At 36.1% G+C, this 16296-nt stretch carries 11 protein-coding genes; 8 read left to right on the top strand and 3 right to left on the bottom strand.

The features are described 5' to 3' along the window. Positions 1-17: 17 nt before the first annotated feature. A complete protein-coding gene (tsaD, locus tag BXY82_RS10750; protein WP_133758195.1) occupies positions 18-1040 on the bottom strand; it encodes a tRNA (adenosine(37)-N6)-threonylcarbamoyltransferase complex transferase subunit TsaD in 1023 nt (340 codons plus the stop codon). A 127-nt stretch (positions 1041-1167) separates the two neighbouring features. On the opposite strand from tsaD, the gene BXY82_RS10745 reads away from it, so the two are divergent. From BXY82_RS10745 to BXY82_RS10730, 4 genes are all read left to right on the top strand, one after another. Continuing rightward, positions 1168-5553 (top strand): translocation/assembly module TamB domain-containing protein, encoded by a 4386-nt coding sequence (locus tag BXY82_RS10745; protein WP_243835781.1) that lies wholly within the window; start codon positions 1168-1170, stop codon positions 5551-5553. A gap of 138 nt (positions 5554-5691) precedes the next feature. Then, positions 5692-6678 (top strand): 6-phosphofructokinase, encoded by a 987-nt coding sequence (gene pfkA / locus BXY82_RS10740; RefSeq protein ID WP_133758194.1) that lies wholly within the window; start codon positions 5692-5694, stop codon positions 6676-6678. An 83-nt stretch (positions 6679-6761) separates the two neighbouring features. Next, positions 6762-7763 (top strand): type I glyceraldehyde-3-phosphate dehydrogenase, encoded by a 1002-nt coding sequence (gap, locus tag BXY82_RS10735; RefSeq protein WP_133758193.1) that lies wholly within the window; start codon positions 6762-6764, stop codon positions 7761-7763. 76 nt (positions 7764-7839) lie between these two features. Next, a complete protein-coding gene (locus tag BXY82_RS10730; RefSeq protein ID WP_133758192.1) occupies positions 7840-8703 on the top strand; it encodes an N-acetylglucosamine kinase in 864 nt (287 codons plus the stop codon). 97 nt (positions 8704-8800) lie between these two features. Here BXY82_RS10730 and BXY82_RS10725 read toward each other — a convergent pair whose 3' ends face one another. Together BXY82_RS10725 and BXY82_RS10720 are read right to left on the bottom strand one after the other, a co-directional pair. Further along, positions 8801-9181 (bottom strand): Rid family detoxifying hydrolase, encoded by a 381-nt coding sequence (locus tag BXY82_RS10725; protein ID WP_133758191.1) that lies wholly within the window; start codon positions 9179-9181, stop codon positions 8801-8803. A 59-nt stretch (positions 9182-9240) separates the two neighbouring features. Continuing rightward, the gene (locus tag BXY82_RS10720; protein WP_133758190.1) at positions 9241-12003 is read right to left on the bottom strand and encodes a putative LPS assembly protein LptD; all 2763 of its coding nucleotides are present in this window, start codon (positions 12001-12003) and stop codon (positions 9241-9243) included. 87 nt (positions 12004-12090) lie between these two features. On the opposite strand from BXY82_RS10720, the gene BXY82_RS10715 reads away from it, so the two are divergent. From BXY82_RS10715 to BXY82_RS10700, 4 genes are all read left to right on the top strand, one after another. Beyond that, positions 12091-13236 (top strand): N-acetylmuramoyl-L-alanine amidase family protein, encoded by a 1146-nt coding sequence (locus BXY82_RS10715; protein WP_133758189.1) that lies wholly within the window; start codon positions 12091-12093, stop codon positions 13234-13236. 53 nt (positions 13237-13289) lie between these two features. Beyond that, on the top strand, positions 13290-14282 hold the full coding sequence (locus BXY82_RS10710; protein ID WP_243835780.1) for an MlaD family protein: 993 nt from the start codon (positions 13290-13292) through the stop codon (positions 14280-14282). An 11-nt stretch (positions 14283-14293) separates the two neighbouring features. Next, entirely contained in the window at positions 14294-15595 is a 1302-nt protein-coding gene (locus BXY82_RS10705) for a (Fe-S)-binding protein (RefSeq protein ID WP_133758188.1), read from the top strand. A gap of 211 nt (positions 15596-15806) precedes the next feature. Then, on the top strand, positions 15807-16253 hold the full coding sequence (locus tag BXY82_RS10700; protein WP_133758187.1) for an LNS2 domain-containing protein: 447 nt from the start codon (positions 15807-15809) through the stop codon (positions 16251-16253). Positions 16254-16296 lie beyond the last annotated feature (43 nt).

Raw genomic sequence — 16296 nt, 5'->3', positions numbered from 1 at the left:
GTATACTTGTCTGATGATTAAATTTTAAGACGCGATGAAGCTGTTACACTTTGTGTTGCAAAATCTCCTTCTAAAAACTTCAAATAGCCCACTATGGCAATCATGGCCGCATTGTCTGTAGTAAATTCAAATTTGGGCACATAGGTTTTCCATCCAAATTTAGATTCGCCATTTTTCAAAGCTTGTCTGATGCCTGAGTTTGCTGATACGCCACCGCCAATAGCAATATGATTGATGCCAGTCTCTTTACTCGCCAGTTTCAATTTATCAATTAAAATTCCAATAATGGTATATTGAATGGAAGCACAAATGTCATTCAAATTGTTTTCAATAAAGTTGGGATTTGACTTCGTTTCTTTTTGAATAAAGTACAGAATGGCAGTTTTGAGTCCTGAGAAACTAAAATTCAAGCCGTCAACTTTGGGTTTTGTAAATTTAAAAGCTTTTGGATTGCCAAGTTTTGCACGTCTGTCAATTTCGGGACCAGCAGGATAGCCAAGACCTAGTAATTTTCCGCTTTTATCAAAGGCTTCTCCAACTGCATCATCAATGGTTTCACCAATTACTTCCATATCAAAATAGGAATTGACCTTTACAATTTGGGTGTGTCCACCGGAAATTGTCATTGCTAGAAACGGAAATGGTGGCTTTTCAAACCCTTCTTCATCAATAAAATGTGCCAAAATATGGGCCTGCATATGGTTTACGTCAATTATTGGTATGTCCAGACCATAAGCCAAGGACTTGGCAAAGGAGGTCCCTACTAATAATGAACCCATCAAACCAGGACCGCGTGTAAACGCAATGGCATGCAATTGGTTCTTGTTTACATTTGCTCTTTTTAAGGCCTGATCTACAACAGGAACAATGTTTTGTTGATGTGCGCGAGATGCCAATTCAGGTACCACACCACCGTAAGCTTCATGAATACTTTGCCCTGCCACAACATTGCTTAATATTTTGCCGTTAAGCATTATTGAAGCTGCAGTATCATCACAGGAAGACTCAATAGCAAGAATATAAATATTTTGTGTAGCCATTAGTAAGAATTAGGCGCAATAATTGTTAATTTTGGCTTCAAAGTTATAACTTTTAATACGTATCAAAAAACTTTTAAAAATAGCATCTAAAATTGTAGCAATAATCTTATTGCTATTCATCATTTTGGTGCTAATACTCTCTATTCCGCCAGTACAGACTTATTTGGGAAAAAAGGTCACCCAACGCATAAATGATACCTACGGAACTCATATTTTTATTAATAAAGTGGCGCTACAGCTTAATGGAGATGTAGAGTTAAAGGGTATTTTTATTGAAGATTACAAACAAGACACCCTGATAGGGATTCAGGAATTAAATACCTCAATTCGAAGTTATAGAAATCTTGTTAATGGCAAATTGGCATTTGGAGACATAGATATTCAGGGGTTAACTTTTAATGTAAGGACCTATCTTGGAGAAGAGGATACTAATCTAGATGTCTTTGTAGAACGTTTTGCTCAGGACAATCCTTCCAAAACTAGCGATTTCCTATTGTCTTCTAGTGATGTTTCCATTTATGCGAGTGTTTTCAGGATGATAAATGACAACAAGGAAACTCCTAAAATATTAGAGTTTAACAATCTCAACCTTAACGCTACCAATTTTTTAATCAATGGAAGTAATGTTAGTGCACGAATAAACACCTTAACGTTCAAAGACAGTAGAGGCTTGACCATTCAGAACATGGTCACTGATTTTGAATATACCTTAGAGTATATGACCTTTGCCAACCTGTCTATCAAAACTCCCAGTTCTTATTTAAATGGTGAACTGACCTTCAACTATAATAGAGCTGATTTTGTTGACTTTACCAATAAGGTAGAAGTAGTGGCCACATTCAATGATTCTGATGTAATGCTGAATGAACTGAACACTTTTTATAACGAATTCAGTATAGAAGATCATGCCAGGTTTAGTGTCAATCTAACTGGGACACTAAATGATTTGAATATGAACAACCTCAGACTCAATACCAGTAGTCAAACCAAGATTTACGGTGATATTAATTTTAAAAACCTTTTTAATACTGAGAGTAATACATTTGTAATGGATGGAGATTTTAGTAATTTATCGTCAAATTATTACGATCTTAGGACCTTAATGCCCAATCTATTAGGAGCCTCCATCCCGAGTGTCTTTTCAAAATTGGGTAATTTCACCATTTACGGTCAGACTAAAATAACCTCTACAGATATCTTTGCCGATTTAAAAATCAACACAGCACTCGGACATATTGATTCTGATTTATATTTATTACGATTTAATGATATTGATAATGCCAGCTACAAAGGCAATATAATAGTTGAGAATTTTAATATTGGAGAGCTCTTAAATGATCCAAATCTTAAAGAAACAAGTTTTGATTTAGATGTTGATGGCAAAGGCTTTACGCTCGAAAATTTAAAAACCAATATTAATGGGCAGGTACAAAGCATCAATTACAACAATTATAACTACAACTATATTGACGTTTCAGGTAAATTAGGAAATAAAGTTTTTAATGGCAACTTGGTGTCCCATGATGAAAACTTTAAGTTTAGATTTAATGGATTGGCTGATATGTCAAAGAAAGTGAGTTCATTGGATTTTACGGCAGACGTGGAATATGCAAATCTTAAAGCTTTAAATTTTGTTCAAAAGGATAGCATGTCTGTTTTTATGGGTACTATTTTGATGGACATGGACGGGTCTACTATAGACGATGCTTATGGAAAGCTGACCTTTAAAAACACCACGTACATAAATGAGCACGATTATTATTACTTTGACGATTTTGAAATCATATCGCGCTATGAGGAAAATGAGCGTGTCATAGATATCAATTCGCCAGACATTGTCCAAGGTACTGTCAGGGGCATATTTAAATTTAGGGACATTGGTAAACTTGTTGAAAATTCTATAGGTAGTATTTATACTAATTATATTCCTCATAAAATATTGAGTGAGCAGTATATGGATTTTGATTTTACCATATACAATAAAATAGTCGAGGTCTTTTACCATGATTTGGAACTTGGCAAAAACACCTCTCTGAAAGGTCGAATTGAGACTGATGAGCGCGGCTTCGATTTAAAATTTAATTCACCGCAAATTAAATTGCTAAATTATTTCGCTAATGACATCCAAGTCACTATTGATAATAGCAATCCACTTTATAACACCTTTATAGAAATAGATTCTATAAATACCAACTTTTATAATGTTTCAAAATTCAGCCTGATTAATGTTACGGTGAGAGATACTTTGTTTATAAAATCTGAATTTAATGGGGGTACAGAGAATAAGGACCACTATAATTTGAGTCTGTTTTATACCATTGATAAAGATAATAAGTCAGTGGTTGGGTTTAAGAAATCGGATGTTATACTTAAAGACAACAAATGGTTTATCAATGAGGAAAAAAACCAATTGAATAAAGTGGCTTTTGATAGAGGGTTTAAAGAGTTTAATATTTCGGATGTCATGTTTAGCCATGACGATGAAGAGATTCTACTGGCGGGTGCTTTAAGAGACTCTACTTATAAAGATCTCAAGTTGAGTTTAAAGGACGTCGATTTGTACAAAATCACACCAACTTTAGATAGCCTATCCTTTGGTGGTATTGTAAATGGAAATTTAGACGTGCTTCAACAAAATGGGGTATATATTCCCAACTCCAATGTCACCATTGATAAATTTAAATTTAATGACTATTTGTTGGGCGATTTAAAGGCAGACATTGCAGGCAATCAGTCACTCACAAACTATGAAGTGGATCTGTTTTTGCGAAATGACAACCTTAAGTCTTTGGACGCCAAGGGCAGTATCGATGTGAGTGCCAACAATTCGTTTATTGACTTAGATATTGATTTTGATGAGTTTGATTTGGAGCCACTCAATGTTTTTGGTGCAGATGTTATCAATAACATCAGGGGACTAGCTTCAGGAAATGTGCAGGTAACCGGCCAATTGAAAAAACCTCAAATTGAAGGGAAATTGATATTAGACAATGCCGGAATGGCCATTCCGTATCTAAATGTAGATTATGCCTTTGATTTTGATACCGAAGTTATTTTAAAAGAGCAACGTTTCATTATGAATGACGTGGTGCTGACAGATTCAGAATTTTTCTCGAAAGCAACTTTAAATGGTTATATGTCTCATCAAAATTTCTCAGACTGGAAACTCGGTTTAAATTTTGACACAAAGAGATTGTTGGTGTTAAATACTGACGATGCTGAAGATGCACTCTACTATGGCACCGCATTTATGAATGGTACGGCAAGTATATACGGCCCGACTGATCAATTGGTCATAACGGTTGATGGAAGTACTTCTGAGGGCACAGTATTCAAAATACCATTAAATGACGTAGAAAGTTTTGGAGACAACTCTTACATTCACTTTTTAAGTCCAGAAGAAAAAGCAGCCCGTTTAAGGGGTGAAGTGGTTACAGAAACCCAAGTGAAAGGATTGGAACTCAAATTTGACTTAGACGTCAACCAAAATGCTGATATAGAAATTGTCATCGACCGAAACTCTGGCAGTACTATCCGTGGAAATGGAGAAGGGAATCTTTTATTTGAAATCAACACCAACGGCAAATTTAAAATGTGGGGTGATTTTTCAGTATTTAAAGGCATCTATAACTTTTCATATGGTGGGTTGATTCAGAAAGACTTGGTAGTAGAACCTGGAGGGAGTATCATTTGGGAAGGTGATCCTTTAAAGGCACAAATTAACCTCAAAGCCATCTATAAAACCGAGGCCAATCCGTCAATTTTATTAGATAATCCTATTAACCGAAGCATTCCTGTTAATGTAGAAATTAATCTTACAGGGCAATTGGAACAACCCACACCTGATTTTGCAGTTACTTTTCCAAATGCCAGTTCTACTGTGCGGTCAGAATTGGAATATCGTTTAGAAACGAAGGAGAGTAGAGAAAACCAAGCATTGTTTTTATTGGCCACAGGGTCTTTTGCTAGTGAAATTAGTCTAGGTCAGCAGGCGTATGGGACCATCGCTGACCGTGTAAACAGTCTGTTTAATGGCTTGTTATCTAGTGATGACGACAAACTGAAATTGGGACTTAATTTTCAGGCAGGAGAGCAAACACCAGACTATAGAACAGATGATCGTTTGGGCTTAACCCTAAGCACTAAAATTAGCGACAGGGTGCTATTTAATGGCAAGGTGGGCGTACCAATTGGCGGGGTTAATGAAACGGTTATTGCTGGCGATGCGGAGATAGAACTTTTATTAAATGAAGACGGTACCTTATCAGCAAAATTCTTCAATCGGGAGAATAACATTCGAAATTTTGGTGAAGAAATTGGGTATACGCAAGGTGTTGGTCTATCTTATAATGTAGAGTTTGACACCTTTAGAGAATTACTTCGTATCATCTTTTCAGGCAAAAACAGAAAACAGGATCCGGTTATTGAGGACGAACAATCGGCAATCCGCGAAGAAGAGCCTTTGGTTGAATACATCAAAATGAAGGACAAAAGTGATCAAAATGACTTATAGGCCCACTTATTTTCGAACAATTTTGAGATAGTTATTAACGAAAACGATTGAATTTAAGTCTTCTACTCAAAATATGATAAATGCTACCTTCTTTATAATATTTCTTTAGTAGTTTTACTATTCTAACATAAAAAATCAATGTCAAAAAGCATAAAAAAAATTGGGGTAATGACATCTGGAGGTGACTCTCCTGGAATGAATGCTGCCATTCGTTCTGTGGTCAGGACCTGCGCTTATCATAATGTGGAATGTGTGGGCATCTATCGCGGCTATGAAGGTGTGATGGAAGGCGACTTTAAGGCAATGGATGCACGTAGCGTAAAAGATATAATCAATAAGGGCGGTACCATTCTTAAATCAGCCCGTTCTAAAGAGTTTAGAACCCCTGAAGGTCGTAAAATAGCACATCAAAAACTTCAAGATGCCGGTGTAGAGGCGTTGGTAGTTATTGGGGGTGACGGTACATTTAATGGTGGACTCGTTTTCAACAAGGAGTTTAATTTTCCTATTATCGGAATTCCAGGAACCATAGACAATGATATTTTCGGAACTTCGCATACCCTTGGGTTCGACACTGCATTGAATACAGTGGTAGAATGTATTGATAAAATTAGAGATACTGCAAGTTCACATAACCGCTTATTCTTTGTAGAGGTTATGGGGCGTGATGTTGGTCATATTGCATTAAACGCAGGTGTGGGCGCAGGAGCTGAAGAAATTTTAATCCCTGAAGAAAATCTAGGGTTAGAACGCTTATTGGAATCTTTACAACGCAGTAAACGCTCTGGTAAATCGTCAAGTATCGTAGTAGTGGCTGAAGGTGATAAAATTGGTAAAAACGTTTTTGAGCTTAAAGATTATGTAGAGGCCAATCTCGACGAATACGATGTAAGAGTTTCTGTATTAGGCCATATGCAACGTGGAGGTCCGCCATCATGTTTTGATAGGGTCCTAGCTAGTAGAATGGGGGTAAAGGCTGTAGAAAGTTTGTTGGAAGGAAAGTCTAATTATATGGTGGGATTACTTAATAACAAGATGACTCTGACGCCTCTAGAACAAGCTGTTAAAGGGAAATCACAAATAAATAGAGAGTTATTGCGCGTTTCTGAAATCATGTCCACTTAAAGGATTCAAAACAGACTCTTAGTAAAGGACACTTTAGAACGTACAAACACATAAATAATAATAGTAATAAATAATAGAAGATCATGTCAAATTTAAAATTAGGAATTAACGGTTTTGGAAGAATTGGAAGAATCGTTTTTAGAGCAACATTAAAAAAACCAAATGTAGATATCGTAGCCATTAATGATTTGTTAGAAGTAGAGCATTTAGCATACTTATTAAAGTACGATTCTGTACATGGTAGATTTGACGGAGAAATTGAAGTTAAAGATGGACATTTGGTAGTAGATGGCAAAACTATCCGTGTGACTGCAGAAAGAGACCCACGCAATCTTAAATGGGATGAAGTTGGGGCAGATGTTGTTGCAGACTGTACAGGAATTTTCACAACGCTAGAATCAGCACAATATCATATTGAAGCTGGCGCTAAGAAAGTAGTTATATCAGCACCAAGTAAAGATGCCCCTATGTTTGTAATGGGTGTAAACCATAAGGATGTAAAGGCATCTGATAAAATTGTATCAAACGCTTCTTGTACAACTAACTGCTTAGCCCCTATGGCTAAAATTATTGATGACAACTTTGGTATTGAAGAAGCATTAATGACCACAGTACACGCCACTACAGCAACGCAATTAACGGTTGATGGTCCCTCTAAAAAAGATTTTAGAGGCGGTAGAAGTGCGCTAATGAATATCATTCCAGCATCTACAGGAGCAGCTAAAGCTGTGGGGAAAGTGATTCCTAAATTGGACGGTAAGCTTACAGGAATGGCGTTCCGTGTTCCAACGGCAGATGTATCAGTAGTAGATTTAACTGTGAGAACCATTAAGGAAACTTCTTTGGCAGAAATCAAAAAAGCATTTAAGGATGCTTCAGAAGGTGACATGAAAGGTGTGGTAGGCTATACCGAAGAATTGGTGGTGTCTCAAGATTTTGTAGGAGAAACAAACACTTGTGTTTTTGATGCTGATGCTTCAATAGAATTGAATTCACGATTTTTCAAGGTAGTAGGTTGGTATGATAATGAGTTTGCATATTCTACTAAATTGGTTGAATTGGCGCAACATATCCACTCCTTATAAGTAACCCATAAAATCCGTATAAGACGTGCTTTTTAAGTATAGCTTAACTTATACGGATTTTTTATTCTAAAGACAGATGATTTTAATAGTTGATAGTGGTTCTACAAAATGCGATTGGATTTCAGTAGACAATAACGGGAAACAACTTCTGGAAAAAATCCGCACGAGTGGCTTAAATCCTGAAATTCTTAAAGAGAAAAAACTTTATAAAACCATTCGTAAGAGTGAGGAACTGATGGCGCATAAACGCGAGGTAACTCACATCTTCTTCTACGGCGCAGGATGTGGTACTGAAAATCCGAGGTTGCTCCTAAAACGGGTTTTAGAAGACATATTTATAAACGCAGAAGTAGAGGTTACAGAAGATACTATGGCTGCTGTAAGAGCAACGCTTAATGATGACAACGAAGCTGCAGTGGTATGTATTTTAGGAACAGGGTCAAACTGCAGCTATTATGATGGTGCTCATTTAGATCAAAGGGTTCAATCTTTAGGCTATACGTTAATGGATGATGCTTCTGGCAATTATTATGGAAAACAAATGATACGAGATTATTATTTTAACCATATGCCTGAGACCATCAAAGTTTCCTTTGCGGATAAATATAATATGGATGCTGATTTTATAAAATACAATCTATACAAACAGCCAAGCCCTAATGCATATTTGGCAAGTTTTGCAGAATTTATGTTTTTGAATATAGATTCGCCCTACATTCAAGATATGATTAAGGAAGGTATCCGTCTATTTGCAAAAAATATGATTTTTCAATATAAGCATGAAGTAGAAAAAGTCCCTGTTCATTTTGTAGGTTCTATTGCATTTTTTGCTAAAAAACAAATCCTGGAAGTGGCAGAAGAAATGGGCTTTACCGCAGGTAATTTTGTTAGACGTCCTATAGAAGGTTTAGTGGCCTACCATACAAAGAGATTAAATTGATTTTTACGTATTGGCCTTAAAAATAAATAAAGCAGTGTTCCATATAAGAACACTGCTTTTTTGTTTTTGCAATTGTCAATCAAATTACCAACTCTTGTTATTTTACCGCAATCATACTAATTTCAACATTTACAAATTTAGGTAGATTGGCAACTTCTACAGTTTCTCTAGCAGGTGCTGTTTCAGCAATAAAATATGTGCCGTAGACTTCATTTATCTGTCCAAAGTTATTCATGTCACTAATAAAGATAGATGACTTTATAACGTTTTCAAACGTCATATCTGCAGCTTCTAAAACAGCCTTCAAATTTTCCATGACCTGTTTTGTTTCTACCGCAATCGAATCTAAAACTAATTCATTAGTCTCTGGATCAAACGCAATTTGTCCTGAAGTGTAGAGCGTATTTCCAGTTAAAACAGCTTGATTATAGGGACCAATAGGAGCAGGGGCATTGGGAGTGTTGATGATTTTTTTCATAATACATTGGTTTTACATTCTAAATTTAAGTGTTATGCGTTAAATGAGTTGAAAGCCAACTACAAACGTTGGTCAGGTTCTCTTTGTTTGTCATATTTAATATCCTTCAATAAACTCGATTTAATACCAATAAAGAAGTTCCAGCTACTGCGTTGGCTGAAGGGGATCCAGCTAAAGTTCATTCGCCAACTCAGTAAATCCCGCTCAAAACGTAATTGGGTATATGTAAATCCCTGATTTTTGAAATCATAACCTGAAGATACACCTACCGTCCATCGCGGTGATAAATCAATATCACCAGAGAACATTAATGAATTGGATGAAATTTCATTCTGCCGCGCACTATTGGAATAATTAACTGCGTAGGCAATACGTAAACTCCATGGAATGGTAAAGTTATAAAATTCAGATTTCACATCAGTATCTTTTTCGGGTTCTTCATCTCCCAAACGGTCATCAGCAAAATTTTGTGGTTTTCCAAAAAGGTCATCGGCACGGCCACCACTTCTCACAGATTCATCTATGGCACGTTGATCAGGTTCCTTTATGCCTGAAAACGTATCACTGCTCAAACTATAACTCAAATTCAAACTGGCTGAGGTCATTCTAAAAGGGCTACCTCCATTATCTATATTAAATTTTGCTATGCGTCTATTGTTATTGTCAAGTGCGTAAGGATCTAATGTCATTCCAAAATTAACGCTCATCTTATTATTGAATAATTGAGTGCCACCAGAAACTCTTACCGGACTCCATTGTAACGAATCTCCAGCAAAATTGTAAGAGGTAGAAAAGTTAAGGTTGTTCAACAGGATAATTTTTTTAGGTTCTGTTTTCGTGGAGTCCCGATCTCTTACTTTTGCTTCAATATTATTTCCCAAACTCAAGCCCAGAGAGCTCGAAAAGTTTTTATTTGGGGCACCGTAAAGAGATTCTTCAAACCTACTGTATTCCGCTCTTGTAATATCGCCATTGGCGGTAATGTAATCAAAAGTGTCATAGTACTCATCAAATGAAGGATTGATGTTGTAGCTAATAGATGGCCTCATAATATGCCTTATGGCCTTAATCTTGGTGTCTTTTCCTTTTTTCTGAAGGTTAAACATGCCATATATTGTAGTTCCAATACTAGTGCTAAAATTGTAGGTTCTAAAGCTATCAAATCCGGTCAAGTCTTGAGTTAAAATTTGGTTGGCTTCTTCATCATAATATTTACGAACCGTATTGAATGTCCAATTTTCTTCAAAATTTGTATTGGCACTCACACTAAAATATTTGAAGACCTTAAAATTGGTTGATAGTGGAATGGTCTGTTGCACGCCCATTCTTGCCTCATCAAACATTTCTTTTTTAAAGAATAGCGAATCAGTAGTACTAATTCTATTCTGGGCGTTGATGTTGTATTGAAAGTTGATATTGTCAATGATCCCTTTCTTGGTGCCAACCTTTGGGGCGAACGGAAATATTCTACTCACACTTCCTTGAAACGTAGGCAAGGTCATGTCTATTTGCTGGGTTCGCGTATTTTGTGAATGGGTGGCAGTAACACTCATATTTACCTGTGGTTCCCCCGTAAACGATTTTGAATACGATACTGAAGATGATAGAGTGTTATTTAAAAAATTGGAGGCGTTAATCTGATTGACAGATTCTTGGTAATACTTACTGCTCCCTAGGTTAACAGAAGCCGAGAAACGCGAACTGGGATTGGCTTTGGAATCTTGAGAATGGGACCATCTCAAATTATAAATAGAAGATTTTGAATAATCCGGAAAGCCCCGTTCACTGTTTATGAGGTTCTCATATCTAAAGCCAAAATTTCCTCTAAACTTGTACCGTATGGCATAGTTGCTCTCGGTACGAAAGCCATAACTACCATTGGTATAATAATCGGCATATGCTGCCAAATCTACATAATCACTAATCGCAAAATAGTAGCCTCCATTTTGAAGGTTGTATCCGCGTCGACTGTCTTGGCCAAATGTTGGAAAGAGTATACCTGAGGTCTGTTTTTTTGTTAATGGAAAATAGGCAAAAGGCAATCCAATGGGTGTTGGCACATTGTAAATGTACATATTGGTCAACCCCGTAACTACTTTTTTGTCCGGAACAATTTTGGCTTTACGCATTAAAAAATAAAACTCCGGATCTTCTCTATTCTCAGAAGTTGTAAATTTTCCGCGATTTATAAAATAAACCGAATCGTTTTCTTTTTTTGTGATATCCGCAATTATGTAGCCACCACTTTGCTCTGTTCTCGAATTGAAAATCAGAGCTTTTTTGGTCTCAGTATTGAAAATGATCGAATCTGGTTCTACCAAATTAGCCCCTTGCTTAAAAGTTGGTGCTTGCGAATACACTCCAGCTGAATCTTTTAAACGCCCGGCGTAAACCAAATTTTTATTATGGTCAATTACAATGATACCAGATTTAATAGACATATCTTGGTAATTCACTTCCGCCTGGTCATATAAAGTGGTTTGCTTAAACTTTTGATTGAGAGACACATAACCCAAAGCTTTATAGTTAACCACATCTGTGAGGAATTCTTTCTTCTTGGGGAGTGTGTCTTGCTGAGTAGAGTCGGTTTCTTGGATATTGACGACTGGTTTCAATATAGAGTCAGCGTCAATAGTAACTTTCATAGCTTCTTGTTCTGTTTTTGGAAGTATTGGTGTTTGTTTTTTAGGGAGCTCTTGAGCCATCCCCAAAGTGTTAATAAACACTGTAAAACTCAGAAAAAAAAGAATATGAAAGCTATTTGTATGCAATGCTTTTAAGTGTATTTTTGTAAAAGTATGGCTCGGTTTTTGAAAAGTCAAAATTACATATATTTTTTTGTGATTAATTATTATTCATTTAAAATTTAAAATTAAAATAAACCGAGATTTTTATTCGTTTAAACCTTTATGAGAACGCACCTACATTACATTTTCGTATTACATATATTTATAGTCATAAGTTTCACATCTACTGTACATGCCTTTCAAAAAAACAAGGGCAAATTTGTGGTTGTTTTGGATGCTGGCCATGGCGGTAATGATCCCGGAAATACCGGTAACGGTTATCAAGAAAAAGATATTGCACTCAATATCGTCCTTACCGTTGGTAAGGCCTTAGAAAAGCACCCTAACATAAAAGTGATTTATACGCGTAAAACAGATGTTTTCGTACCCTTAAGAGGCCGCGCTAAAATAGCCAATGATGCTGATGCTGACTTATTTGTGTCTGTACACTGTAATGCCCATAATTCTAGTGCTCATGGCACGGAAACTTTCGTTCTGGGGCTCCATGCCAATCAACGTAACTTTGAAGTTGCCAAAAAGGAGAATGAAGTTATATTTCTGGAGGAAGATTATAAATCACATTATGACGGTTTCGATCCCAATGCTCCAGAATCGTTTATTGGATTGACTTTAATGCAAGAGGATTATTTAGATCAGAGCACCCAGCTAGCACGACTGGTACAAGATAATTTTACGAACAATTTAAAACGTACAGACCGTGGTGTAAAACAGGCTGGTTTTTGGGTATTGCACAATACCTATATGCCCAGTATTTTGGTAGAGACTGGATTTCTAACTTACAAGCCTGAAGGTGCTTACCTCAATTCAACTAAAGGGCAAAATGAAATGGCGTTATCTATTTACAAAGGCATTATGGATTATAAAATGATTTTGAATAGAAACGTTGGAGAGAATGTTTATAAAGATGTCACTGATATTGAAAGTATTACCCAAGCCGTTGATCAAGAGGTTAAATCTGATGATTCAGCAACCCAAATTTATGCAAATATTGTATTTAAAGTGCAGTTAGCGGCAAGCTCTAACAAAATTGAACCGAAACCGTATAATTTTAAAGGATTGCAGGAGTTATCCCGAGAGAAAGAAGGGAATCTATTTAAGTATTTCTACGGGTATACATCTGATTATAATGAAATTAAAAGACTCGCTGAAGTTGCTAAAACTAAAGGCTATCCATCTTCATTTATCGTTGCCTATCAAAATGGGAAGCGTGTAGACCTTTCATCTGTTCTAAAATCTGCCGCAAATTAAAAAGATTCTTAATAAATTTATACCTAATTTTGTGCAACTAAACCTCAAAGACTTTGAAAATAACAAGAGAAGTTAAAACAGCGATACTCGTAATCTGTGGAATTCTCCTAATGGTTTTTACGATCAACTACCTAAAGGGTATCAATATCCTTAAGAAACACAATCGCTACCAAACGCAATTTGATTATAATGCGCTAAGTACGGCTTCCTTAGTTACTATAAAAGGTAATACAATTGGCAAAATAGAAGAAATAACCTATGATGACAACACGGGCAAAACCATTGTCACATTTGTGGTTACTGAAGATGTGAAGTTTTCTACAAACAGTAAAATCCGCATGTATGAAACGGGATTAATGGGGGGGAACGCGTTAGCTATCGTACCAATGCCTGGAAAAGAACTTGCAAAAGACGGCGATTTTCTAGAGTCCGAAATTGAAGAAGGTCTAATTACAAGCCTAACCAAAAACTTTTCTGGAATTAGTAGTAATTTAGGGGTTACCTTAAAGACTGCTGATTCATTAATGACTAATTTTAATACCTTAATTATTAATGAAAATGAAGATGGTTTAAAGGCTGCAATTGCTGAATTAAATAGAACAATTATTTCGTTTAGAGAAGTTTCTAATGCAATGAATAGATTGGTGGTTAAAAACGATGCTTCTTTAACATCAGCAATTAGTAATTTTGATACCTTATCAGGAAACCTTGCGGAAATTACAACAGAATTTAAGCAAGTGGAAATCTCTAAAACCTTTGAAAATCTAGATAATACATTGCAAGAAGTCAATAATTTATTGGCTAGTGTTAAAGATGGAAAAGGTTCCTTGGGAAAAATGCTTAATGATGATCAGTTATATGTTAACCTTGAAGGCGCATCATTACAGCTCGAACAATTATTGCAAGACTTTAAATTAAACCCAAAACGTTATGTGCATTTTTCTGTTTTTGGAAAGAAGCCGAAGCGTTTTGATGCTGAGGGTAATATTATTGAAGATGAAAAATCGCAACCTGACGATATTCATGTAGAATTAGAACACAACTAACCAACCTAACAATGAATTACATTCCAAATATCCTTTTTGCAGTCGCATTGATTGTTGGCATTGGTTATTTTGCCAAAAATGTAAAAAAATTAATCCGCAACATTAAATTAGGCCATGATGTAGATGTGAGTGATAACACCTCGCAACGCTGGAAAAACATGGCAATGATTGCACTCGGTCAGAGTAAGATGGTCAAACGTCCTATTGCTGGCTTTTTGCATATTATTGTCTATGTCGGATTTATTATTATCAATATTGAAGTCCTAGAAATCATCATTGATGGTTTGGCCGGCACACATCGTATTTTTTCAGGAATTGGTCCATTATACGGTGTTCTTATCGGCGCTTTTGAGGTGCTCGCATTTTTAGTTTTGGTCTCCGTAATTATTTTTTGGATTCGACGTAATGTCGTAAAAATTAAACGTTTTTGGGCTAATGAAATGACCAGTTGGCCTAAAAATGACGCCAATTACATTCTTTATATTGAGATGGTGCTCATGTTGTTGTTCTTGGTTATGAATGCCACCGATCTGAAGTTTCAGGAAATGAATAATGGCAATGTCATCAGTCAATTTATTGCACCTTGGTTTAGCGGCCTTTCAGATGGCACCATTCATATCATTGAGCGTAGCGCATGGTGGTTACATATTTTGGGGATCCTAGGTTTTTTAAATTACCTTTATTTCTCTAAACATTTACATATTTTATTAGCATTTCCAAATACCTATTACGGTAAAGTAAAACCAAAAGGCGAGTTGGATAATTTGGAATCTGTAACCAATGAGGTTAAGATGATGATGGACCCAAGTATAGATCCTTTTGCGGCGCAACCGGAAAGTGCTGAAGCGCCTGCAAAATTTGGCGCTAGTGATGTTCAAGATCTCAACTGGGTGCAATTGCTCAATGCCTATACATGTACGGAATGTGGACGCTGTACCAGTGAATGTCCTGCCAACCAAACAGGCAAAAAATTATCGCCTCGTAAAATCATGATGGACACTAGAGATCGTCTAGAAGAGGTGGGTAAGAATATAGACGCCAACGGTGGCACATTTAAAGAAGATGGCAAACAATTATTAGATGATTATATTACTAGAGAAGAATTATGGGCATGTACCACTTGTAATGCTTGTGTTGAGGCTTGTCCTGTAAGTATTGACCCACTGTCTATTATTATGGAGATGCGTCGTTATTTAGTAATGGAGCAGTCTGCAGCACCTATGGAACTGAACAATATGATGACCAATGTTGAAAACAACGGTGCACCATGGCCTTATAATCAAATGGATAGACTGAACTGGAAAAATGAATAATGGTCTAAGTTCAATATTCAAGATTTGTTAATTTACATCTTATAATTTAAACAAATAACAGTAGAGCATTACGATTATTGAGTATAATTGAAAAAGCGGATAATAATTGTGCTATAACGAACTTTGTGCTGAAATAATATTAGTTTTAAGCTTGAAAATATTTTAATCAAGCGTTTAATTAATAAAAACCCCAAGTATTGGGTGTATAATTATGGAAAGAGAAGAAGCAGACAAATTTTTACACGACAAAGTAGAAAAAGGAGAGAAAGTAAGCCCTGTACTCCCAGAAGGTGTCAAGAATTATTTAATTGATATCGATGGAACCATTTGTGATGATATCCCAAATGAAGAACCAGAACGTATGCTTACCGCAGAAGTGTATCCTGACGCCCTTAAAACTTGTAATAAATGGTATGACGAAGGCCATATGATTTGTTTCTTTACATCGCGTATGGAAGAGCACCGTAACCATACTGAAACTTGGTTAAAAAAACATGGCTTTAAATACCATACCTTACTAATGGGAAAACCACGTGGTGGAAATTACCATTGGATAGATAACCATTTAGTTAAAGCAACACAATACAAAGGCAAGTTTACTGAGCTTGTAGACAAGAATGTAACTATCAAGGTTTTTGATGATGGACATCATGATTAGAGCTTAAACCTGCGCATGCAGAAGATTTTAGAATAAAATATGA

It is taken from the genome of Gelidibacter sediminis (assembly GCF_004364975.1).
Classification (GTDB): domain Bacteria; phylum Bacteroidota; class Bacteroidia; order Flavobacteriales; family Flavobacteriaceae; genus Gelidibacter; species Gelidibacter sediminis.
The sequence above is the reverse complement of the archived record's forward strand: the minus strand, read 5'-3'. Positions and strand labels throughout refer to the sequence as shown.